A 23275-nucleotide genomic window follows, 5' to 3' on the forward strand; every position below is an offset into this window, starting at 1 on the left:
GGCGGTGGCAGTGATCCTGCCCGCTGCCGGGGTTCATATGTAACGCACAACACCCTTTAAAAATTTAAGCCGTTTTCGACCAATAGGAAGACAAGGGATTCCCTTTGCGAATCACCTGTGTCATACTGGGGGAACGTCCATTAAGAGACGATTAAAGGCAGAGATATGAACCGCAGCAGCAAGCCCGCATTCGGCACACTTTTGTTTTTCGCGATCGCCTTCGCGCTAAGCCTCTATTTCGCCTTCGCTGCGATTCAGGGCAACTTTGGCCTGTTCCGTCGTGCTGAAATCGTAGCCGAGACGCAGGACCTGCGCGTGCAGCTGGCTCAGGTCCAGATTGACGTAGCGCGGATGGAAAACCTGACCCATCGCTTGTCTGACGATTATCTTGATCTAGATTTGCTGGATGAACAAACCCGCAAGGTGCTGGGGATGATCCGCGCGGACGAGATTGTCATCCGTTAATAGCGACGCGACCTTCAACAGCCCCCTACGCGATACGTTAGATTTGCCGCCTTTTCGGCAGGGCTTTACCATACGCGGCAAATGTCTCTCGCCAACAATCGTCGAATCCGATAAGAGATAGTTTAACACTAAACTACTTTGCGCGTGCGCGGGACAACTGTACGGAGGAATTGCCCCATGGCTGCCCAGAAACCGACCAAGAAGACAAATGCCAGCGCCGAAGAGCTTAAGGCCTATTATCGCGATATGCTGTTGATCCGGCGCTTCGAAGAAAAAGCCGGCCAGCTCTACGGCATGGGCCTGATCGGGGGCTTCTGTCACCTTTATATCGGGCAAGAAGCCGTGGTTGTCGGGCTTGAGGCCTCGGCCAAGGACGGCGACAGCCGCATCACCACCTATCGCGACCACGGGCATATGCTGGCCTGCGGAATGAATCCGGACGGCGTGATGGCCGAGCTGACGGGCCGCGAAGGCGGGTATTCCCGTGGCAAGGGTGGCTCCATGCATATGTTCTCGAAAGAGAAAAAATTCTACGGTGGCCACGGCATTGTGGGCGCGAACGTCCCCCTCGGGGCCGGTATCGCCTTTGCCGACAAGTACAAGGGCAATGACAACGTTACCTTTACCTATTTCGGCGATGGTGCCGCGAACCAAGGTCAGGTCTACGAGACATTCAATATGGCGGCGCTTTGGAAACTTCCGGTGATCTTCATCATCGAAAACAACCAATATGCCATGGGCACCTCGCAGCAACGCTCCACCTCCAGCGCTGAAATCTGGGAACGCGGCAAAGCGTTCGGCATTCCCGGCGAAGCGGTGGACGGCATGGACGTACTTGCAGTCAAGGAAGCAGGCGAACGCGCGGTGAAACACTGCCGTTCGGGCGACGGCCCCTATATTCTGGAAATCAAGACATATCGCTATCGGGGACACTCGATGTCGGACCCTGCGAAATACCGCACCCGCGAAGAAGTGCAGAAAATGCGCGACGAACGCGATCCCATCGAACAGGTCCGCAACATTCTGCTGGAACACAAACACGCCAGCGAGGACGATCTGAAAGCGATCGACAAAGAGATCAAGGAAATCGTTAACGCAAGCGCCGAGTTTGCCAAAGAAAGCCCCGAACCGGCGGCCGAAGAGCTTTGGACAGATATCTACGCAACCGAAGTCCCACAGGAGGCTTGAACCATGGCAATCGAAATTCTCATGCCCGCACTGAGCCCCACGATGGAAGAAGGCACACTGGCCAAATGGCTGGTCAAAGAGGGCGATACCGTGTCCTCCGGTGACATCATGGCCGAAATCGAAACAGACAAAGCGACGATGGAATTCGAAGCCGTTGACGAAGGCACCATCGGCAAGATCCTGATCGAAGCCGGCACCGAAGGCGTCAAGGTCAATACCGCCATCGCCGTCCTGCTCGAAGAAGGCGAAGACGCTTCTGACATCGACAGTGCATCCAGCGCTGCCCCCGGCAAAGAAGCGAAAGCCGACGAAAGCGACGACGCCAAATCCGACAAAGCCCTTGCGGCTGCCAAGTCCGACGCCGCTGCGCCCAAGGCCCCGGAAACGGACAACACACCCGATTGGCCCGAAGGCACCAAGCTCAAGCAGCAGACCGTACGCGAGGCCCTGCGCGACGCCATGGCCGAAGAAATGCGCCGCGACGACGACGTGTTCCTCATGGGTGAAGAAGTCGCCGAGTACCAAGGTGCCTATAAAATCTCGCAAGGGTTGCTGGACGAATTTGGTGCGAAACGGATCATCGACACGCCCATCACCGAACACGGGTTTGCCGGAATCGGTGTAGGTGCCGCCTTTGGCGGGCTGCACCCCATCGTCGAATTCATGACCTGGAACTTTGCGATGCAGGCCATCGACCACATTCTGAACTCTGCCGCGAAAACACTGTACATGTCCGGCGGCCAGATGGGCGCCCCAATGGTTTTCCGCGGTCCAAACGGTGCCGCCGCCCGCGTCGGTGCGCAGCACAGCCAAGATTACGCTGCGTGGTATATGCAGATCCCCGGCCTCAAGGTGGTGATGCCCTATTCGGCCTCAGACGCCAAAGGGTTGATGAAAACAGCCATCCGCGACCCCAACCCTGTGGTCTTCCTTGAGAATGAAATCATGTACGGCAAATCCTTCGACGTGCCGGATGTCGACGATTACACTGTACCCTTCGGCAAGGCCCGTATCTGGCGCGAAGGTAAGGATGTCACCATCGTCAGCTTCGGTATCGGCATGACCTATGCTCTGGAAGCCGCTGAAAAACTTGCCGAAGAAGGCATTGACGCCGAAGTCATCGACCTGCGCACCCTGCGGCCGATGGACACTGCCAGCATCATCAAATCGGTGATGAAGACAAACCGCCTTGTCACCGTCGAAGAGGGCTGGCCACAAGGCTCCGTCGGCAACTACATCTCTAGCGTGATCATGCAGGAAGCCTTTGACTATCTGGATGCGCCGGTGATCAACTGCACCGGCAAAGATGTGCCCATGCCCTATGCCGCAAACCTCGAAAAACTGGCGCTAGTCACCACGGACGAGGTCATCGCGGCGGTCAAAAAAGTCACCTACAAGTAAGGAGCGGTCCACATGCCCATAGAAATCCTCATGCCCGCCCTCAGCCCCACGATGGAAGAAGGCACGCTAGCGAAATGGCTTGTTTCCGAAGGGGATAGCGTCTCCTCCGGTGATATCCTGTGCGAGATTGAAACCGACAAGGCAACGATGGAATTCGAAGCCGTCGACGAAGGCACCATCGGCAAGATCCTGATCGGTGACGGCAGCGAAGGCGTCAAGGTGAACACCCCCATCGCCGTGTTGCTGGAAGAAGGCGAAGAGGCATCAGATATCGATGCCCCTGCCCCGGACACCAAGGACAGCGCCAAGGAAGACGCCCCCGACCAGGACGCGGCCCCTGAAAAAGGTTATGGCCGCGGCGAAAGCGACGCCAACGACACAGGCAAATCCTCCCCGGCCGTGCCCAAGGGCAATGACGGAAAACGGCTGTTTGTGACACCACTGGCCCGTCGCATCGCGGCAGATAAAGGCGTGGACCTGACCGAACTCTCCGGCTCTGGCCCGCATGGTCGCATCATCAAGGCAGATGTGGAGGCAGCATCCGCCGGTAGCGCCAAGGCCAAACCGGCCGAAAGCACGGATACCACCAGCGCACCCGCGGCCAAAGCGGCCCCTGCCGCCGGCCCTTCTGCCGACGCTGTGATGAAAATGTACGAAGGCCGCGACTTCGAGGAAATCTCCCTCAACGGTATGCGCAAGACCATCGCCGCGCGGCTGACCGAAGCCAAACAGTCGATCCCGCATTTCTACCTGCGCCGCGACATTGAACTCGACGCGCTGCTGAAGTTCCGAGGCGAGCTTAACAAACAGCTCGAAGCACGCGACGTGAAGCTGTCGGTCAATGACTTCATCATCAAGGCCTGTGCTCTGGCGCTACAAACCGTGTCCGACGCCAATGCGGTCTGGGCCGGCGACCGGATCCTCAAGCTCAAGCCCTCGGATGTCGCGGTTGCTGTGGCCATCGAAGGCGGCCTGTTTACCCCGGTATTGAAAGACGCCGAGATGAAATCGCTCTCGACCCTCTCGGCCGAGATGAAAGACCTCGCTGCCCGTGCACGCGACCGCAAGCTTGCGCCGCATGAATATCAAGGGGGCAGCTTCGCCATCTCGAACCTCGGCATGTTTGGGATCGACAACTTCGACGCAGTCATCAACCCGCCCCATGGTGCGATTTTGGCAGTCGGGGCGGGCGTCAAGAAACCCGTCGTTGGCAAGGACGGTGAACTCGCCGTTGCCACAGTCATGTCGGTCACCCTGTCTGTCGATCACCGCGTCATCGACGGTGCCTTGGGCGCACAACTGCTTAGCGCGATCAAGGACAACCTTGAAAACCCCCTGACGATGCTGGCTTAACGCCGCTTCCAAATGGGGTTAAATCCTCGGGGGTCGGGGGGCAGACAGCCCCCCGCCTCACAGCAAAAAAGGGCCGGACCGCTTGTCAGGTCCGGCCTTTTCACATCGTGACGAAGGTGCGCGCGGCCCCAAGCCCCTTGAATTACATATTAATGTCGCCCTGCGGTCCAAGCATGTGGTCCATCAGAACCGACGGTTGATCGCAGCCCGCCTCGCCCACCACACGTGCGGGGATGCCCGCCACGGTTTTACAAGGCGGTACGGATTCCAGCACGACCGACCCCGCCGCGATGCGCGAGCAATGCCCAATAGTGATATTGCCCAACACCTTTGCGCCCGCGCCAATCAAAACGCCATTGCCAATCTTCGGGTGCCGGTCCTGTTCTTCCTTTCCGGTCCCGCCCAGAGTGACCGAGTGCAGCATCGACACGTTGTCGCCCACCACCGCTGTTTCGCCGATCACGACGGAGTGCGCGTGGTCGATCATGATCCCCTTGCCGATGGTCGCGGCAGGGTGAATATCAACGCCGAAAATCTCGCTCACCCGCATCTGCACGAAATAGGCCAGATCCCGTTTACCCTGTTTCCACAAGTGATGGCCTACGCGATAGGCCTGCACGGCCTGGTACCCTTTGAAATACAGGATCGGTTGCAACAGCCGGTGGCAGGCGGGGTCACGTTCGTAAATTGCCACCAGATCAGCGCGCGCGGCCTTGATCAGATCAGGGTCGTTGGCAAAAGCTTGTTCGACCATTTCGTGCACCACCATCATCGACATCTCGTTCGACGCCAGCTTGGCCGCGATGCGGTAGGACAGTGCTTTTTCAATAGATTTGTGGTGCAGGATCGTAGCGTGCACAAAGCCGCCGATCAGCGGCTCGTCGCGTACCGCGTTTTGGGCTTCTGTCTGGATTTGATCCCAAACCGGATCAACCGAGGCGATATTTGTGCGTGCATTTGCCATGAAACCATCCTTCTTTGACCTCACGCTATAGCAGGTTCCACCCGAGTGCCAAACGCAAAGCCGCCTGTTAATACTGACAGGTTATCACAAATTGATCTTACCGAACAGTGCCGGACCCGCTCCGTACAATGCCGATACCTGCGTGACACTGATCAAAGCCAGCCCCGTCCCCCCATCGTCCAACCGCGATGACTCGGGATAGGTCCATCGGGGGCTATCGACGGTTTCTTCGCGCAGCACCGCGCCGTTTTGAATAATACGCACCTGATATTGCTCGCTTTCCTCTCCGATAGGCAGATCGAATGTCGACCACTGGTCACCATTAAGTCGCGTCCGTCGCACCCAGTTAAAGGTCATTTCCCCCGCCTCGACCTCCACCCTCAAATGACAGGGACGGTATGGGCGCAGCCCGTTACCATTAAAGCTCTCGTTTTTTTGAACGTAGCTCGGATCATCCAGCGGTCGGGCTGCGGGGCCAATGCGATAGGTCTGTGCGATCCGCAGCAGGTTCGGGCCAAGCTCGATCTGACGCGGTACCGAATTGAGCAGAACAAACTGCGAGCCCGAAGGCCACACCTCTGGCATTAGCCCATCCGATCCCGCCTGCCCCCGCAGTCGGTCGCGCAGCAGATATGTCTGCGGTGCGATCAATTCGGCAGTGGTGAACTGGAACACCTCCCACCGGTCGGCGGTGCCGTCTCCGATGGCAGCCAGATTGCCCCCACCCAGCAGATCGTCGGGTTCGATACTCTCCAGGCCGCCGCTCGACAGCGTTACCTGCAACGCCCTCCCCCGATCCAGAATCCCAGGGCGCGCCCGCAGCAAATCATTGTGCGTCACACCCATCGTCGCACGTAAAGGCACCACCGTGTTCAGTCTGAAATTCAATGCTCCACGCGACGCATAGACCGCAACATTCCCCGGCCATTGCCGCGCTGTCGCGGCAAAATAGGGCGCGTGTGGCACCTCGTCGCCGCGCAGCAGCGGCAGGTCAAGAAACACCGAATGCACCGGCACGGGTGCTACAAACGGCTTGAGCGCGATCAACTCATCATCGAACGGTGCAGGGGCGTACACCTCCGGCTCGATGCGGACAGCATCAATCAGGCTTAACTCTCCCGTTTCGACCCGATCCACACGGTACAGCCCCCCGCCTTCCCCCTCATCCGGTGGCACAACGATCACATCCCCCGCACCGACAGCCATCATCGACGGCGGCAGCGCCAAACGCACACCTTCCCGGGCAACACGTGCCTCTGTCAGCCAGCGTTCGGCTGTCTGGTGTCCCTCCGCCCGGGTGAGCGCCATATTAAGCTCCGACGTCGCCACCGCATGGGTCGCATCGTCAGGCAAGACCGCTTCTTCGGCGATCGTATCGTAATCTCCGTCCGCCTGCACAAACCGTAAACGCATCCGGCCTAACAGCTCTGCCTCTGCCTCTCGGGACTGTTCCACCGGTGCCTCCAGATCACCCGAAACAGCAAGCACTTCACGGGCCAGTGGCACGGCATCCAATCCATCCCGCATGATGAAACGCAGCATGCCGTCGCGTTGCACAACATCAAACCCAAAGCGCAGCATCAGCGGCTGCAATGCCGCGCGCGCATCGGCCACTTCGTCCACAACATAGCCGCGCACATAGCCATAGAGCCCAGAGGTATCAAAATCGTTAAGGCCAGCACGGCGGCAGATTGACGCCACCAACTCTGACAACGGCAGCGCCGCGCTGCGCCCGTTCAACCAATGCCCGCGTGCGTAGTTTTGACCATCGTTCCACAAGGAGCGGTTATTGGGAAAAAACGGATAGGGCCGCGTGTCCCATGCCCAGACAAAAGCGCGGGTCATATCCACCATCGGGCCACCATATTCTGCCGACAGGGGGTTATTCTCTGCATCCCGCCAATGGCGCGCCAAGGCCCGCAGATATTGCATCTGCATCAACTCATCCCGCGCGCCGGTCGAATACCGTGGTAAGCTGCTTTCCGAGCTTTTGAGGTCGAGAAACTTGTTGGGTTGGTTTGTCCCCTTGTCCACCGCAGCACAGCCGTATTCCGTAAACCAGATCGGCTTGGACCCGGGTTTCCAGCCAGTCGGTTCCGCCGCGCGTACGCCGCCAATTCGGTCGTGATGCAGGTTCTCCCACCAGCTGCGCAGGTCCTTATATCGGTAGACCCAAGGTTCCCCATATGCACCGTCTGTGATCGGCGTGCGTATCTGCGCTGCGCGCGCCTCTGGCGAATGGTAGAACCAGTCGAACCCTTCGCCGCCCGCCACATTCCCCGACAGATAGTTCAACGCGTAAATGCTCTCGCTGTGCTGCGCGTCCAGATGATCGCTACCGTCGCGCCAATCGGACAACGGCATGTAGGTGTCGATACCGATGAAATCGATGTTTTCATCGGCCCACAATGGATCAAGGTGAAAGAACACATCGCCGCTGCCGTCCTGAGGATGATAGCCAAAATATTCTGACCAATCAGCGGCATAGCTGATCTTAGTGTCCGACCCCAACAGGGTACGTGCCTCTGCGGCCAAGGCACGAAACGCCTGCACCGCGACAAAGCTGTTACCTGCCCCCCTGATTTGCGTCAGCCCGCGCATCTCTGTGCCGATACAAAACGCGTCGACCCCGCCGGCGGCTTTGCACAGTGCCGCGTAATGCAGAATGAACCGCGACATCGACCATTCCTGAGGGCCGGTATAGACTACCTCCCCTCCCGCGACCGAGAAATCAGCCGCCGTGACAGTCCCGAAAAACTGCGCCACCTCATTGTGCGCTGCCAGTGTCCCATCCGTGCTGCCCGCCCGCCCCGGAGCCCTATCCAGCGTGATCCGCCCACGCCACGGTAGTTTGGGCTGTGTGGCCGCGTCGCTATAGGGATCGGGCAGTGTGTTGCCGTCAAGCTGGTCCATCAGAATGAACGGGTAGAACATCACTGCCTTCCCCGCCGCGTTCATCGCGTGGATCGCCTCGATCACAGAGGCATCCGTCGGCGTGCCACCATAGACGGGACGGTCGTCCTCGCGGGCGATCACTTCGGCGTCGCCACGGACAAGCCCCGCCACCTGCCATGGCATATTCTCGCCATCGATGACCGCACTTTCCACCATTGGGCGCACACGGCATTCCCCGCAGCGAAGGTCATTGCCGAACCACGACACAACAAGCGACGCGGCCGCCAGCTGCGGTAGCTCCTGGGTCACGTCCTCCAGCGACGCGACGAAATCCGTGCGCCCGTCAGGGGTAGAGACATTGGCGCTCCACCGCCCGCCTTTACTGTCGCTGTATTGCACAGGCGTCGTGGCCAAGGCGTATTCACCCGTGCCGGGGATCAGCGCGACCCCTTTGACGCCGTGTGTGACGCTGATCTCGGCGTCGGGCGCGCCGGGTTCTTCGGCGCGCAGCACCTCGAACGAGAACTGCGGCACACGGTTGCCGAACTGTCCAAGCGCGAGGTTCTCCATCACGACATAGGCCGTCCCGCGATAGGCTGGTACATCATCCGCGCCCTCGATTGCGGCAATCGTCGGGTCGGGCAGTTGATCGCCCGTCCCGCGATAGACCGCTATATTTAGCGCTTGGACCGAGATTTCCTCCCCATCGGCCCAAATCCGGCCAACGCTGGTAATTTCGCCCTCGCACAGCGCAATCGCTAGGCTGACGCTATAGCTGTATTCAGTCGTTTGGGGTGTCGAAGGGGCCCCTTTGCCGCCACCGCCGCCCGTTACCGTCGTCGTTTCGGCAAAATCCGAGGCCCAGATCACCTGCCCCCCAACCCGCATCCGGCCAAAGACCTGCGGTACAGCCGCGCCCTCGCCCGCTTGCGTCACCCGAAACCGGTCAACCTTGCCGGTCTCTACCGCCTGCGCCCCTTGTCCCAACAGGCGCTGGTCGATCACGCGCCCAAGGGTCGCACCCACCGCACGCCCCACCGCGACCGAAGAAAGCCCCGCGAGCGTCCCCCCGACCGATCCGCCAATCGCGGCACCTGCCGTTGAAAGAAGTATCGTCGCCATCAGATCGCCTCCGCCGGAAATTCAAAACGTGCTACAATGCGCCTGCGCCACGGCTGGCTCAGGGGGCTTTCAGTAACCCCGTGACCGCTGTAGGCATGGATAAAGCGCGCCTGCGGGCCGACCTTTGTCGCTATGCCGAAATGTTTCGCCACCGCCCCGCTGCGCATGCGAAAAAGCAGCACATCGCCGGGGGCTTCATCGGTCAGGGATTTCGCCGACAGGTGGCGCAACGCGGCCTGCCATAGGCGCTCCTCGCCCTGCGGTTCGGACCAATCCATCGAATAGGCAGGGATCGCCTCGGGCTCCTGCCCCACCACCTCTAGCCAGACGCCGCGCAACAGACCCAGACAGTCGCAGCCCGCCCCCTTGCGCGCCGCCTGATGCACATAGGGTGTACCGATCCATCCCCGCGCTGCTACGACCACGGATGCCCCACGCGCGTTCATCGCAGTGATCCCCCAGTATTGCTGCCCGAGGATTTCGGCACCGCCATCATCCAGTCTGTGCTCGGCAGATCTGGAAAACCCCGAAAGTTCAGCAAGTTGTTGAATTTCAACCGACAGGTCGCTTGGCGTTTGTCGCACCCAGCGGTCAGTCGTAGCTGATGCCCGCTGGCGATCATACCGCGTATCGGCTCCCACAGTTCGACCTCGCGCTGACCGTTTAAAGCGCGGTCGTGTTTGATGATCCCCCACAGCCCTGCCGCGGGGCCGTCTAGCACCTCAAGCCGCCCTCGCGCGAACCACCCATCCTCAAACCCGCCGATGCCATCCCAGCGAAACACCCGCCCGTCGTCATGGTCCTTTGCGGCCAAGGTCACCGCATAGCCCGCTGTCGCTAGATCGAACCCGCAGGCCGCATCCCCCAGCACCGCCGTGCAGGGCTTCTGAAACACCCGCCCCATAGGCCGGTTCAGCGCCTCGGTCAGCCCGCGCAGCTCCGCCCGAAAGGCCCCACCGGCGCGCTGCATCTCGCCGATACTGCCCCGAAAGATCACGCATCGCGCGGTCACATCGGCCCAGTTCACCCGCCAGCACCGCACGTCCGCCCCGTCAAAGCGCCCCTGCTCAATTTCGTCCTCGCGGATTGCGTCATGGCTCAGCGCGCCCAGCGCCTCTGTATTATCCACCGACAACCCCGTGCTCTGCGCCAAAGCCCCCGCGCTCAAACCGCTGTCCGCTCGAAACGCCAGCCCGTCAAAGGCCAGCGGCCGGTCGTGATCGGTGAAGGCCAAAGTCACACCGTCTCGCCGCTGGATCGCCCAAGCATAGCACAGCGTCGTCAGTCCCGTCCGCGCATGTGCCAACAACGCACTCTTATCCGCCCCGCTCATACCCGCACCTCGATCACAGGCACATCCGGCACCTGCCCCGCCTGAAAACTAGCAACGCTGACCAGAATGCGATCCGTGTCAAAGCGGACAGGCACGTCGAATTCGAACCCCGCCGACAACTGCATCTCAGGATCCGGCGCATGGGCGAAACGAATGATGCCGGTGCTCAGATCAACGTCATAGTCGCTCCCCTCTTGCAGGGCGTCCTGCTCTATCCCCAAGCGCACGGTTCCGGCAACCGGCTTGGTGATCGGTCTGAGATAGCTATGCCCGCCCGAACTATAGGTCTTGACCAGTTGATAGTCCGTGCGCACACCATCCCCGAAGCCAAGGCTCTGATCCTCGAACGCAACACCGACAGAGGACGCACAGGATTTAAAGTCCGCCCAGTCTTTCCAGCGAAACCCATACATCTGTCCCATACGCGCCTCAAAGAACCCCGTGAGCGCTTGGACATCATCGATAGAGCGCATTCCCAGCCCCGCATCATACACACGGCGTGAATGGGCCCAGGGAGTGTTGCGCTCCTCATACCCGTTGGCGAGCGTCACCACATCGGTACGGCGTTGCGGCCCCCCAAGGGATCCAAAGCTCAGGCTAGGTGGAAATCTGACATCGTGAAAATTCATGGGCTTGCTCCCCTAGCGGTTACGGTTGCCAGCGTTCAGCGCGCGGCTCAGCTGTGCGGCGATCTGGCTTTGACTGCGTTGGAACCCCTGCACATCAGGGGTGGTGATGTTCATGACCACGGTCGTCCCGCCGCTCGCGCCCCCTTTGACACCCAGCTTACCGTCCGGACCCCGCGCCAACGGCATAATCGCTTCCGGCCCTGCTTCGCCCATTAGCCCCATCCCCCCGCGCATGCCAAAGCCCGTGGCGGTGCTGACAATCCCCCCTTGGGCGAAAGGCATCACACGTCCTTGAGAAAACGGTGCCCCATCAGCAAAGGGCAGTATCCCCTGCATCAGTGATCCCACGCCTTGACTGATCAGCCCCCCGACGTGATCGGTGACCGGCTTCATCGCTGCGTTATAGGTCGTGTTCACCATCGAACGCGCCACGGTGGACAGGGCATCCGACAGTTTCATCCCGTCAAACGCGACACCATCAAATGCCTTGCGCAACCCTCGGCTCAGCCCTTTTTCCAGCGTGGCGACATCCTTGCCCGTCGCGGCCAATGCACTGCGCATACGGCGCAGTTCGGTATCGAAACCTGCTACCAGCGTGGCCGTCGCGCCAAGCGTATCATTCAACCGCTCTGCGCCATCCTCTAGCCCGTCGAATGTATCATTCTGTGCCATCATTCTTCCTCTCTCTCCCTATCGGGATAAGCCGCCATCAAAGCCGCCAGCCCATCCCCCAACAGCGGAGCCCGCCCCGCCTCGCTCCCCAGCATCAGCTGAAGCTCTGCCGGCGTGAGCGCCCAAAAGGCGTCGGGCGTCAGCGTCAATCCTCTCAGCCCCGCTCGCATAAGCGCGGCCCAGCCCATCCCGCGCGCGGTCTCTGTCGTGATCCTCTTTGGCGGCAGGCTCATACCGGCACGACAAAGGCACGCGCCAAAAGCTCTGCGGCGGCCTGAGAGGCGGCAACCGGCCCGCCCTCGATCTCGGCCTGCGCCAGCGTTTCGGCGCTCACCTCGGTGCCCCCTGCACGCAGCCCCGCGGCCAGCAGCAACAGCACATCCCGACTGCTGAACCGATTACCCTCGAACCGCTCAACCAAAGCCACCAGCGACGGCTCTTCCAGCGCGTCCTCCAGCTCGGCCAGGGCCCCAAGGGTCAACCGCGCCACGCGCCGCTGACCATTCACCACCAGCACCACATCCCCTCGCCACCGGTTCACCATGATCAGACCCCGCCCTGCGGTGCATCGTCAGTATCGGCGGTAAAGCTCAATTGCCCCGCGGATTGCAGGCTCAGCTCATAGGTCGCCTCCCCATTGAGCGACCCGCCATATTCAATGGCCGCCACCTGGAATGGCCCCTCGATAATACCGAAACTGGGGATCACGATCTGAAAATCCGGCGTCAGCCCGTCAAAAAACAACTGCCGCGCGCGTTCATCTGTGCCCGCATCGCGAAACACGCCCGACCCGCTGATCGCGGCAGAACGGACACCCGCGCCCGCCAGCAGCTCCCGCCAGCCCCCCTCGCTGTCAAGCGAGGTCACTTCAACCGGCTCCGCGTTAAAGCTCACCCGCGTGGCACGCAGCCCCGCGATCGTCTCGAACTGACCATCGCTCGTCATATCCACCTTGACCAAAAGGTCTTTGCCCGCTTGAACAGCCATATCCATTCTCCTGATAATTTTCTGAAAATCCGGCTCAGCCGTCCTGAACCCGTGCCTTGAACCGCATCTCTATCTGTCGACGTGCTTCCGCCCCAACCTGACGCGCAACGGCCCGCTCGAATGTCAGGCTAACCAAATGCCCGCGGCTCAGGGCAAACTGCCCTCCGATCAGCACATCGCTCACCGCCGCGGCCACCTGTTTCGCGGGGGCGAACCCCGCATGATACGTCACGATAAGGACCATAAACCGATGCTCGGCCCCGCCGCCCGTCCCGTCAGAGGCATCGCGCACCGCTTCTGCGCCCAACTGCACATACAGCGCGGGCACTTCCCCCGCAGGGGCCGCATCAAAAACCGCATCCCCCACCAGCGCCGTGACCGCCTGATCCGTGTTCAGCACGCCAAAGACCGCCTGCTGCAGGGCAAACCCCATGCCATAGCTCATACCGCCACCTCCTCATGGGTCAGGCAGGCCAGATACCGCCCCTGTGCGTCTTGTTCGGCCACAGACTGGATCTGATAGACCCGCGCGCCCTCACGAAACCGCTGCTGGGGCAAGGGGCGGGCCGGATCACCCACAGGGGCACCGCGTACCGTCACCACACAAACCCCGCGGCTTACCTCGATACCGCCCTTGCCCAATCGCCGCCCCCGCCGCGCTTTGACATCCGCCCACAGATCGCCCACCCGCACCCATGTCCGGCTCTCTCCACCCGCACCATCAGGCTGGGGCACCTGCGCCTCCAGCACCAAGCGGCGGTTCAACGACAGCTGGTTCATGCGCGTGCCCCCAAGCCGATCCGCAGCGGGCGGTAGCGTTCGATCAGGCTGCTTACACCAAAGGGCATACAGCCGTCGCCCAACCGGGTTTCGTGGCGATACTCATAGTAATGCGCTGCCAGCATCAGCACGGCCTGCTGCAAATCCGCAGGCACCGCGCCCCAGCTTTGCCCAAGCCCCGCCTCAAACACGATCTCGACCGATCCCTGTGGCGGGATATAGGGCAGCATTGCCCCCGACGGTTTTAGCAGCGGCACCTGCATGTCCCGCACCAACCAATACCGCTGCGGCTCAATCATCGTCTCCGGCCCATCCCGCGACACCACCGTAACGCTCACGATCCCCTGCACCGGTCCCACGGGCAAAGCCTGCGCCTGCGTGTCTTTCCACTCCGGCAAAGTCAGCGCGAACTGTCGCGTGATCAGAGCCTTGCCCGTGCGTGCCTCTATCGCTGCGATGGCTGCGCGCAAAAATCCCGCCAGCACCGGCTCTTGTACCGTCTCAGTGCCAAAGCCGCTGCCCATCCGCAAATGCGCCTTGAACGGCTCTAGCGGCAGATCGGCCTGCGCCACCCCTGTCTCTTCGATCAACATCTCATCGCTCCAAATCTAGCCCGCCAAAGCCCCCCGGACGCGCACCCCGACTGCATCGCTCGGTCGGAGGCAGCAGCTAGGCAATGCACCCGGCGCATCGTCGCGCGCCCGGGGGTGAGGGCCGGACATCACCGGCCCCCCGTGTTCGACCCCGCGCCTTACGCGGTGCCGAATTTCAGCAACTTGATCGCGGCGAAATCGCTCACGTCGCCACCCACCCGTTTGGTTGCGTAGAACAACACATGCGGTTTGGCGCTAAAGGGATCGCGCAAAATACGCAGGTCTGGCCGCTCCGCCACGGTATAGCCGGCAGCAAAGTCCCCGAACGCGACCGAGAATGAATCCGCTGCCACATCGGGCATGTCCTCGGCCACCAGCACCGGATAGCCCATCAGCCGCGCGGGCTGGCCCTGCGTCATCCCGTCGGACCACAAGAACCGCCCGTCCAGATCCTTAAGCTTGCGCACAATGCCCGCGGTCTTCGAGCTCATCACGAAACTGGCCTGCGCGCGGTACTGCGCCCCAAGCGCATAGACCAGATCAACCACCGCATCCGCCGTGATCTCCCCCGCGACGCCGGTGGGCACATAGCCCAGATTGCCCCACGCCCAGATCACATTGTCGACCGTGGCATGGGCCAGAAACCCCTTGGGCTTGTCGATCCCGTCGCCGTGGATAAAGGCCGCGGCTTCGGCCCGCGAAAATTTGTCGGCGATCCGCCCCGCCAACCAGGCCTCGATGTCGAAGGCACTGTCATCCAGCAACCGCTGCGACGCTTTAGGCAGCGCGCTTAACTCGTGCAATGGGATGGTGATCCGGTCGATCTGCGGCGTGTCGGTCTCTGACACGGCACCCGTCTCTGTCGCCCAACCGGCCCCCACGTCGGCATGATCCACCAGCACATCGTAGGACGTCGCCTCCACCTGTACGACCGACGCGATAGCGCGGATCGACGCCGTGGCATTCAACACCGACATCACCCGATCCGACGTCTGTGGATCCACCAAATAGCCGCCATCCGAATTCACCGCCGCCGACAGCGCCTTGCTCTCCAGTTCAAGCCCGCGCAACCCGTCGTCATCGCCATTACGGATATAGGCCTGCAACGCTTTCTGATGCGGCGCACCGCTCTCCACCACCCCCGCCAGAGGGGTCCGCGCCGGCACAGTCATCTTTCGATCCAACATAGTCATTCGCTCTTCTGTTTGTTGCAACTTGGTCGTCATATCGTCCTGAAACCCTTTGAAATCCTGTACGAATCCACCCACCGCGCGGCGCATCTCCTCCACCGCGCCGCTTCGCTCATCACCCGTGTCCTCCACTGCCCGCTCCATCCGCTCACCCTCCGTTCCGGTTTAAATTCTGCCGTGCCTCGTCAAAGACACCTGCCATGCCGCGCAAGACCTCTCCGACGGCAATGAAATCCCGCTTCGCCGCGACCCGCGCGGTGGGCAGCATGGGAAACGTCACCAGCGACACCTCCCACAGATCAAGCGTCTGCAGCACACGTTGGCCCGCGTCATTCTTGGCCGCCCGCTGCGTGCGATAGCCGATACTCAGGCCATCAATTGCCCCTGCCTCGATTAACGCCGCCGCCTCTCGGCCCCGTGCCACACTGTCCAGCAGCCGCCCCTTGACCCAGAGCCCGCGCGCGTCCTCGCGTAGCTCGTCCCACACGCCGATGGGCTGGGCCGGATCGTGCTGCCACAGCATCTTGATCCGCCGACCCGCGGCCTCTGCTGCCGCCAGCGACGCGCCATAAGCCCCCCGCGCCACCAGATCGCCGCCCTGATCGACGCGGCCGAAAAGGCTGGCATAGCCGCTGATCTCAAAGCCGCCTTCCACCAAAAGCCCTTCGTCAAAACGCGCAAACTTATGCTCCAACTCGTCGCCCATGTGGGGCAAACCTCTCCCGTTCTCCGACCCGAGGCCGAAGCGCATGCCATCTTCCATGACACCCTCCCTTGCGTTCAAATTGCTACGGCGCGACCACCAGAAACGACTGTACCGCCTGCGCCAAAATCACCGCGACCACACCGTAGACGGTCAACCACAACCGCCGCTCCAGCCGCTCCATCATCTCTTCCAGCCGGTCCAACCGCTGCAAGAGGTTCTCGTGGTGGATTGCACTCACCCTCTCATGCGCCTGCAACCGCAAGCCCGGCGCACATTCAAACCGGTCATATCCCATCTCCTCACCCATCAGCCGCCACCGCCGGCAGCCCCAACAACGACCGCTTTTCCGCCTGCGTCAGAAAATCAGCCCCCGCCACCCTTGCCCATTGGGCATCGCGTTCCTGCGCCAAGGCCGACACCTGATCCAGATCGGGCTTCAGCGTCACCGCCTCTTGCGTGAATCCCGCCAGCCAAGCCCCAAGTGCGGCCGCAACCCGCGTGGCCAATGGCAACACCGTCAACCGATAGAAGGCCCGATGCGCCTCTTGGTAATTGGCATAGGTCGCATCTCCCGCGATCCCGAGCAGCATCGGCGGCACCCCAAACGCCAGGGCCACCTCCCGCGCCGCCGCCTCCTTGGTGCGGTGAAACTCCATGTCCGAAGGCGAAAACCCCATCGGCTTCCAATCAAGCCCGCCTTCCAGCAACATCGGTCGCCCCGCATTGCGCGCGCCCTGATGGTGGCTCTCCATCTCGCTCACCAAACGGTCGTACTGGTCGTCGCTCAGCTTGCCCTGCCCCTCGGCCCCGCGGTACACAATCGCCCCCGAGGGCCGCGCTGCGTTGTCCAACAGCGCCTTGCTCCACCGCGACGCCGCCGCGTGCACGTCCAGCGCTATCGCCGCCGCCTGCATCGGGCTAAAGCCATAATGATCGTCCTGCGGGTGAAAATTCTTGATGTGACAGATCGCGGCCGTATCCCCTGACACGTCAAACCGGTGCTTGCGCCCGCCGACGGCATATTCATAGGCCACCGGCCAGCCATCCGCCCCTGGCACCACCGACATGCGATCCGACCGCAAAACATGCAGCTCCGCCGGCACCGGGCCAGCCCCAACCGCCTCGATATACCCGTTACCCGTCAACAGCAGCTGCGCATAAAGCGCCTCCAGCAGCTCGGCCCGCCCCTGCGCTCCGTTTGGCCGTGCCACCAGCTTCAGCAGTGGGTGGGTCTCGAACCGTTGCTCTGCATCCTGCAACACCAAGGGCAAGGCCGCCGCGGCCTCCGCAATCAGCTTGACCGACCGAAACCCCACAGGGTTGCCGCAAAAGCCGGTGCGCGTCAGGCTGACGACGTCGCGCGGGCTCCAGGCCACACGCCCGCTGGTCTGATAGGCAACGACAGGCCCCGTGGCAGAGGCTTTCGTCTGCGCAACCGCCTCACCCGCCCCCCGTTTGAGAAAATCAAAAACCATGCCGCTGCTCTCCCTGCTCATTGACCGCCCCATGAAAATCTCACCAATCTCTTAACGCCGCCCGACCAGACCGAACGCAGCGCTCGCAACACCGCTTCATTTTGCCGGTTAAACTCTCCCCGAAGGGCCGTTCTCCTCCTCGAACCGCTCACAACCCCCGCACCCCGGGCATTCGCCACCGCGCCGCAGGCTCGATCATCAGCTCGTGCAGCGCCCAGACCAGCGCATCCACGCGGTCGGGCGATCCGCCGCCCTCGTACCCCCGCGCTGTCATCCGGCACATCTGGTCCTCCAGCGCGTCCAATCCCGCGACATGGCCCACGCGGCCCTGCTCGTACAACGCAGCCACAGGCTCTGCCCGCGCCACCTTGCCACGGCTGGCATGAACCGATTTGACCGGCACCATCGGATCGACTTGTCGCAAGACCTCCGCCACCATCTGCCCACCTTGATTGATCTCGGCGATCAAGCGGTCCGCGCCAAATTGCTCCATCGCGCAGATCGCGGCCCGCGCCCAAGCCGACGGGGTCGCCCCCTGCACCGTGCAATCGGCCAGCACCACCGCTCGCCAGTCCTGCGGCGGGCCTTGCGTCTGCGCGCCTACGACCACAATCCCGCATTCATCCGATCCCGCACCAGCCGTCGTGGCCGGATCCAGCCCCACGACGATCCGGTCCAGCGCAGGCACATCCCGCACCCGCCCCGCCTCGATCCTCTCTGAGGTCCACAATGCCCCTTCCGCATCCGCCAACAGCACACCATCCAGCTCCTGCCGCCCCAACCGCGTCCCGCGATAGCGCGCGCGCACCTCCTCCAGAAATGACCCCGCAAGGTTCGCGACATTGGCCTCTGTCGGCGCATGGGTGGTCACGGTAGAGGGCGACGCCAGCAACGCCTTCAGCACGCCGACATTGCGCGGAGTCGTGGTCACACAGACCCGCGGGTCATCCCCCAACCGCAAAGCAAACTGCAACTGGTCCCACGTCTCTTCGGCCTTTTTCCACTTGGCCAATTCGTCCACCCACGCCGCATCAAACTGCGGCCCGCGCAGCCCTTCGGGGTCATGCGCAGTATGAACCGTCGCCACCGCCCCGTTTGGCCAGACCAACCGCTTGCGCGTCGCCTCCCAGTCCGGTCGCCGATCCGCGGGCGAGCACGCCAATATCCCGCTATCGCCAAAGATCATGACCTCGCGCACCTGCTCTATCGTCTCGCCCACCAGCGCCACACGCCTACAGCGCCCCGCATCCAAGGGCCGCGACCCTTCGACCTGCGCACGCACCCATTCCGCCCCCGCCCGCGTCTTGCCCGCACCGCGCCCGCCCATGATCAGCCAGGACCGCCAGTCGCCTGTCGGGGGCAGCTGATGCGGCATCGCCCAGAACTCGAATAAAAAAGGGAGAGCCAAAAGCTCTCCCTCATCCAGATCATTCAAGAACCGGTCTTGCACCGCAACATCGGCGGAGCCGATCCAGCTTGCACCCGATGTCAGCCCGCGCCTGCTCCATGTCCAGCGCGTATCCGCCTCGGGCAATGCCCGCTTGTCTGTTTCTGCAGTCATTCAGATAGGTCTCCACTTTGACGCAGGTCGCCACCATGCCACTGGCTTTACCCAATGCTTTCGACGCTGCTGTTTCGTTTACTTCCTCCCCGGATCGGGCCTGTTCTCTCAGGCTCTCTATCTCGCGGCGCAAATCGCGGATCGCGGTCTGCAACGCTTGAAGCTGCTCTTGGCTGGCAGCAATTTCCTGTTCCGGGGTATTCATCGTCATCTTGCTCTTACCTCTCGTTTTGGACCTCCAACCCGAGCAAACACGAAAAAACGGCCACCGGAACTTAATCCGGGGCCGTTTGCCCATGTCTTCTAGCATGGACGTATTTCTATGTCAGAGCGGACGCAAAGTCAAGGAAAACAAGGTTACCGAAACCTTTCAACCCCTTACGATGGTTAACAAATTCCTAACCTACACCCGCTCTGACACTTAGTTTCCGCCCGTTGATGCATTGCCCGCCGCTTCCGCGCCGCGCTCTGCCTCGATCTTGCGCCAGCGTGCCACATTGGCGTTATGCTCTTCCAATGTCTCGGCAAAAGCGTGACCGCCCGTGCCATCGGCAACAAAGAAAACATAGTCCTCGCTGGCCGGTTGTGCGGCGGCCATCAGGCTCGCACGACCGGGGTTGGCAATGGGCGTCGGCGGCAGCGCGTCAATGACGTAGGTGTTGAACGGTGTCTCCTTGCGCAGCTCGCTGCGGCGCAGTCCACGCCCCAAAATGCCCTGACCATTGGTGATGCCATAGATCACGGTTGGGTCGGTCTGCAGACGCATGCCCTGGTTCAAACGGTTGACGAACACGCTGGCAACCTGCTCGCGCTCTTCCGGCACGCCCGTTTCCTTTTCGACGATCGACGCAAGGATCAACAGCTCCTGCGGCGTTTCAATCGGCAGATCAGGATCGCGGGCATCCCAGGCCTCGGCCAGACGCTGTTCTTGCGCGGCAGCCATGCGGGCCAGGATCGCGGCGCGGTCATCGCCCTCGGACACTTCATAGCTGTCGGGGGCCAAGGTCCCCTCGGCGGGCACCGCCTCGATCTCGCCAGCCAGCAAGTCGATGGATTTCAACGCTTCGGTGACCTGCCAGCTGGTTACGCCTTCGGCCATTGCGATGCGGAAACGTGTGTCAGCTTTGGCTTTGGTCTGGGTATAGACCTCAGGCACCTCATCCTCCCCAGGAGAGAACTCAGCCCGTTCGACGAAACGGTTGGTGGTCGGGTCCAGCTCGCGTACCTGCGTGCTGATACGATTGACGCCGATCCGGTACACGACCTCGGTGCCGCAAGTGCTGGCCCCGCCGCGCGTGACTGTATCCACGATCTCTTTCATCGAGGCTTCGGGCTGGATCAGAAAGCTCCCCGCCTTCAAGGCGCGGGTCTTTTCCTCATATTCGGCCCCAAGACGGAAGATCGCGGACGAGCTTACGGCCTCTTGTGTGGCAAGATCATCGCCGACAGCCCGCATGTTCGACCCACGTTCCACCTGCAAGCAAATCGCCTGCGACAGAGGTCCGGGCGCATCATACTGCCCCCGGCCCCACAGAATAATCCCGCCTAACAAAAACAAACCTAAAATCAGAAACGTAACAGCGTTAGACGCGATATGCCGCCACATTAGGATGCTTTCCCGAAGATAACGCTCGCGTTGGTGCCGCCAAAGCCGAACGAGTTGCTCAGCGCGATGTCAATCTTGCGCTCCACCTTCTTGTTCGGTGCCAGATCGATCTTGGTTTCAACGGCAGGGTTGTCGAGGTTGATGGTCGGCGGTGCCACCTGATCGCGGATCGCAAGAATAGAGAAGATCGCCTCGATTGCGCCCGCAGCCCCCAACAGGTGACCGGTGGCGGATTTGGTCGACGACATGGTAACCGTTTCAACCGCATCGCCCAGCATCCGCTCTACGGCACCCAGTTCGATCACATCGGCCATGGTCGATGTGCCATGGGCGTTGATGTAATCGATATCGGTTGGTGCCAGACCGGCACTGCGCAAAGCATTGCGCATGGACCGCTCCGCCCCGTCGCCGTCTTCGGCAGGTGCGGTGATGTGATAGGCGTCGCCCGACATCCCGTAGCCCAGAACCTCGGCATAGATCTTGGCGCCACGCGCTTTGGCGTGTTCGTATTCTTCCAACACCACAATGCCCGCGCCTTCGCCCATGACGAAACCATCACGATCGGCGTCATAGGGGCGGCTTGCCTTGGTCGGATCGTCGCCCCGCTTGGTGGACAGTGCTTTACAGGCGTTGAAGCCCGCCATGCCGATCTCGCAAATCGCGGCCTCGGCCCCGCCAGCGATCATCACATCGGCGTCACCATGTTGGATCAGACGGCTCGCATCACCAATTGCGTGCGCTCCGGTAGAGCAGGCCGTCACGACCGAATGGTTCGGACCACGGAACCCATAGCGAATCGATACCTGACCCGAGATCAGGTTGATCAACGCGCCGGGCACAAAGAACGGGCTCACGCGGCGTGGGCCTTTTTCGTGCATCATGACAGCGGTATTCGCGATAGAATTCAAGCCACCGATGCCAGACCCGATCAACACGCCGGTGCGTTCCAGATCTTCGCGGTCTGTGGGCATCCAGCCGGAATCCTCGACCGCTTGCTGTGCTGCCGCCATGCCGAACAGAATAAAGGTATCTACCTTACGCTGTTCTTTCGGCTCCATGTATTTATCGCCGTTGAACGTGCCGTCGGTGCCATCACCAAGGGGGACTTCGCAGGCGTATTGAGTGACCAGTTTACTGGGATCGAAGCCCGTAATCCTGCCTGCACCGGACTGACCATCCAAAATTCTGGACCAGCTGGCCTCCACGCCATCGGCCAACGGAGTTACCAATCCCAAACCTGTCACTACTACTCTGCGCATATCCAAGCCCCTTGGTGTTTCTTTGCGTTGACCGGCTATACCTTGCCGAGACCGTAAATTTCAAGACGCGAAGCGCCCAAGCCACAGTCAGACCGGCGGGCCTTTGCGCGTCATCAGACGTATCTCGTCGCCGTCAAGCTCTATGTCGCGCAGCGCGGTATATCCCAAGGTCTCGGCCAGACGCAGCGACGACGCATTCGCCACGGCAATCATGCACACCGTGCGCCCCGTCACCACGCGGTCGAACCAGTCATGCGCCGCGCGCGCGGCCTCAAGTCCCAACCCCGTGCCCTGCGCTTCGGGGGCCAACACCCAACCGGCCTCTGGAAAGGGATCGAAATCGTCGCCAAACCCGCGGGAACCAAAGAAAAAACCGACCTGACCTTCCATCTTGCGGGTGCCGCGCGACTGGATCGCCCATTGCCCGAACCCGACAATCTGCCAATGGCCGGCATTGCGCAAAAACGCATCCCAGCTTTCAGCCTTGGGTTTGGGCTTGCCGGTAATATGGGTCACCACAGCGGGCGTGGCCCAGATGTCAGCATAACGAGGAAAGTCTTCGGCCCGCATGGCGCGCAGGGTGAGACGGGCGGTATTGATGGTCGGTACTGATCGCGACATGTGGTGAATTACCTTCACGCTTGAATTTCTGTCATGACCAGTGTCACGCCACAGCCCGTCCAAGACAAGAGACGCGCGGTCCCCCCAAGCAAAAACGGCGCCCTTCCGCTAGGAAGAACGCCGTTCTCTAAATCTCGTGCCGCCGCGACGCCTATTGGGCTGCGGCTGGCGAAAACGTCTTAGGACGCTTCTTTGATGAACTTGACCGCGTCGCCGAAGGTCTGAATGTTCTCAGCTGCGTCATCGGGGATCTCGATGCCGAACTCTTCTTCGAACGCCATAACCAGCTCAACAGTGTCGAGGCTGTCTGCGCCAAGATCGTCGATGAACGATGCGTTCTCAACAACTTTGTCTTCTTCAACACCCAGGTGCTCTACAACGATCTTCTTTACGCGGTCTGCGACGTCGCTCATATTCAGTCCTCATTCATTCGGGCAATCCTGCCCTCTTCTGTTTCCGTCAGAACCTTATGCGG

At 61.3% G+C, this 23275-nt stretch carries 26 protein-coding genes; 4 read left to right on the plus strand and 22 right to left on the minus strand.

What is annotated here, in order from left to right:
• Positions 1–165: 165 nt before the first annotated feature.
• The 4 genes from GLP52_RS05705 to GLP52_RS05720 all read left to right on the plus strand — a co-directional run bounded on the left by GLP52_RS05705 (position 166) and on the right by GLP52_RS05720 (position 4407).
• A complete protein-coding gene (locus tag GLP52_RS05705; protein ID WP_093733071.1) occupies positions 166–465 on the plus strand; it encodes an FtsB family cell division protein in 300 nt (99 codons plus the stop codon).
• Between the two features lie 177 nt (positions 466–642).
• On the plus strand, positions 643–1653 hold the full coding sequence (gene pdhA, locus GLP52_RS05710; RefSeq protein WP_093733072.1) for a pyruvate dehydrogenase (acetyl-transferring) E1 component subunit alpha: 1011 nt from the start codon (positions 643–645) through the stop codon (positions 1651–1653).
• Positions 1654–1656: 3 nt separating this feature from the next.
• On the plus strand, positions 1657–3054 hold the full coding sequence (locus tag GLP52_RS05715; RefSeq protein WP_093733073.1) for a pyruvate dehydrogenase complex E1 component subunit beta: 1398 nt from the start codon (positions 1657–1659) through the stop codon (positions 3052–3054).
• Between the two features lie 12 nt (positions 3055–3066).
• Positions 3067–4407, plus strand: a complete 1341-nt coding sequence (locus GLP52_RS05720) for a pyruvate dehydrogenase complex dihydrolipoamide acetyltransferase (RefSeq protein ID WP_093733074.1) — start codon at positions 3067–3069, stop codon at positions 4405–4407.
• Between the two features lie 142 nt (positions 4408–4549).
• Here the strand turns inward: GLP52_RS05720 and cysE are convergent, their stop codons facing one another.
• The 22 genes from cysE to GLP52_RS05830 all read right to left on the minus strand — a co-directional run bounded on the left by cysE (position 4550) and on the right by GLP52_RS05830 (position 23213).
• Positions 4550–5371, minus strand: a complete 822-nt coding sequence (gene cysE / locus GLP52_RS05725; protein WP_093733075.1) for a serine O-acetyltransferase — start codon at positions 5369–5371, stop codon at positions 4550–4552.
• An 84-nt stretch (positions 5372–5455) separates the two neighbouring features.
• On the minus strand, positions 5456–9388 hold the full coding sequence (locus GLP52_RS05730) for a baseplate multidomain protein megatron (RefSeq protein ID WP_237271814.1): 3933 nt from the start codon (positions 9386–9388) through the stop codon (positions 5456–5458).
• The gene (locus tag GLP52_RS05735) at positions 9388–9834 is read right to left on the minus strand and encodes an NlpC/P60 family protein (protein WP_093733077.1); all 447 of its coding nucleotides are present in this window, start codon (positions 9832–9834) and stop codon (positions 9388–9390) included. Before GLP52_RS05735 ends, GLP52_RS05730 begins: the two co-directional genes overlap by 1 nt.
• Positions 9831–10721 carry a DUF2163 domain-containing protein gene (locus GLP52_RS05740; protein WP_093733078.1) on the minus strand — a complete coding sequence of 297 codons (891 nt, stop codon included), beginning with the start codon at positions 10719–10721 and terminating at the stop codon, positions 9831–9833. The genes GLP52_RS05735 and GLP52_RS05740 overlap by 4 nt, the downstream gene beginning before the upstream one ends.
• A complete protein-coding gene (locus GLP52_RS05745; RefSeq protein ID WP_093733079.1) occupies positions 10718–11350 on the minus strand; it encodes a DUF2460 domain-containing protein in 633 nt (210 codons plus the stop codon). Before GLP52_RS05745 ends, GLP52_RS05740 begins: the two co-directional genes overlap by 4 nt.
• Positions 11351–11362: 12 nt before the next feature.
• A complete protein-coding gene (locus tag GLP52_RS05750) occupies positions 11363–12022 on the minus strand; it encodes a phage tail tape measure protein (RefSeq protein WP_093733080.1) in 660 nt (219 codons plus the stop codon).
• The gene (locus GLP52_RS05755; RefSeq protein ID WP_237271815.1) at positions 12022–12255 is read right to left on the minus strand and encodes a rcc01693 family protein; all 234 of its coding nucleotides are present in this window, start codon (positions 12253–12255) and stop codon (positions 12022–12024) included. Before GLP52_RS05755 ends, GLP52_RS05750 begins: the two co-directional genes overlap by 1 nt.
• Entirely contained in the window at positions 12252–12566 is a 315-nt protein-coding gene (locus GLP52_RS05760; RefSeq protein ID WP_093733082.1) for a gene transfer agent family protein, read from the minus strand. Before GLP52_RS05760 ends, GLP52_RS05755 begins: the two co-directional genes overlap by 4 nt.
• Positions 12567–12568: 2 nt before the next feature.
• The gene (locus GLP52_RS05765) at positions 12569–13009 is read right to left on the minus strand and encodes a phage major tail protein, TP901-1 family (protein ID WP_093733083.1); all 441 of its coding nucleotides are present in this window, start codon (positions 13007–13009) and stop codon (positions 12569–12571) included.
• 34 nt (positions 13010–13043) lie between these two features.
• The gene (locus tag GLP52_RS05770) at positions 13044–13454 is read right to left on the minus strand and encodes a DUF3168 domain-containing protein (protein ID WP_093733084.1); all 411 of its coding nucleotides are present in this window, start codon (positions 13452–13454) and stop codon (positions 13044–13046) included.
• On the minus strand, positions 13451–13789 hold the full coding sequence (locus GLP52_RS05775) for a head-tail adaptor protein (RefSeq protein WP_093733085.1): 339 nt from the start codon (positions 13787–13789) through the stop codon (positions 13451–13453). The genes GLP52_RS05770 and GLP52_RS05775 overlap by 4 nt, the downstream gene beginning before the upstream one ends.
• Positions 13786–14382, minus strand: a complete 597-nt coding sequence (locus GLP52_RS05780; protein WP_093733086.1) for a head-tail connector protein — start codon at positions 14380–14382, stop codon at positions 13786–13788. Before GLP52_RS05780 ends, GLP52_RS05775 begins: the two co-directional genes overlap by 4 nt.
• A 158-nt stretch (positions 14383–14540) precedes the next feature.
• Entirely contained in the window at positions 14541–15716 is a 1176-nt protein-coding gene (locus GLP52_RS05785; RefSeq protein WP_237271816.1) for a phage major capsid protein, read from the minus strand.
• 4 nt (positions 15717–15720) lie between these two features.
• Entirely contained in the window at positions 15721–16335 is a 615-nt protein-coding gene (locus tag GLP52_RS05790) for an HK97 family phage prohead protease (protein ID WP_093733088.1), read from the minus strand.
• 25 nt (positions 16336–16360) lie between these two features.
• On the minus strand, positions 16361–16585 hold the full coding sequence (locus GLP52_RS05795) for a GTA head formation protein, RCAP_rcc01685 family (protein WP_093733089.1): 225 nt from the start codon (positions 16583–16585) through the stop codon (positions 16361–16363).
• Positions 16578–17753, minus strand: a complete 1176-nt coding sequence (locus tag GLP52_RS05800) for a phage portal protein (protein WP_093733090.1) — start codon at positions 17751–17753, stop codon at positions 16578–16580. The genes GLP52_RS05795 and GLP52_RS05800 overlap by 8 nt, the downstream gene beginning before the upstream one ends.
• A gap of 148 nt (positions 17754–17901) precedes the next feature.
• Complete coding sequence (locus tag GLP52_RS05805; protein WP_443069445.1) at positions 17902–19245, minus strand: DNA-packaging protein; 1344 nt, start codon at positions 19243–19245, stop codon at positions 17902–17904.
• Positions 19181–19525: a hypothetical protein gene (locus GLP52_RS05810; protein ID WP_237273433.1), complete on the minus strand. Its 345-nt coding sequence runs from the start codon at positions 19523–19525 to the stop codon at positions 19181–19183. The genes GLP52_RS05805 and GLP52_RS05810 overlap by 65 nt, the downstream gene beginning before the upstream one ends.
• Before the next feature lie 210 nt (positions 19526–19735).
• Positions 19736–20920, minus strand: a complete 1185-nt coding sequence (gene mltG, locus GLP52_RS05815) for an endolytic transglycosylase MltG (RefSeq protein WP_093733092.1) — start codon at positions 20918–20920, stop codon at positions 19736–19738.
• Positions 20920–22179, minus strand: coding sequence for a beta-ketoacyl-ACP synthase II (gene fabF / locus GLP52_RS05820; RefSeq protein ID WP_237271817.1), 1260 nt, complete (start codon positions 22177–22179; stop codon positions 20920–20922). Before fabF ends, mltG begins: the two co-directional genes overlap by 1 nt.
• 87 nt (positions 22180–22266) lie before the next feature.
• Positions 22267–22800 carry a GNAT family N-acetyltransferase gene (locus GLP52_RS05825; RefSeq protein ID WP_237271818.1) on the minus strand — a complete coding sequence of 178 codons (534 nt, stop codon included), beginning with the start codon at positions 22798–22800 and terminating at the stop codon, positions 22267–22269.
• Positions 22801–22979: 179 nt separating this feature from the next.
• The gene (locus GLP52_RS05830; protein ID WP_005852881.1) at positions 22980–23213 is read right to left on the minus strand and encodes an acyl carrier protein; all 234 of its coding nucleotides are present in this window, start codon (positions 23211–23213) and stop codon (positions 22980–22982) included.
• Positions 23214–23275 lie beyond the last annotated feature (62 nt).

This window comes from Sulfitobacter sp. M22, assembly GCF_021736025.1.
GTDB lineage: Bacteria > Pseudomonadota > Alphaproteobacteria > Rhodobacterales > Rhodobacteraceae > Sulfitobacter > Sulfitobacter litoralis.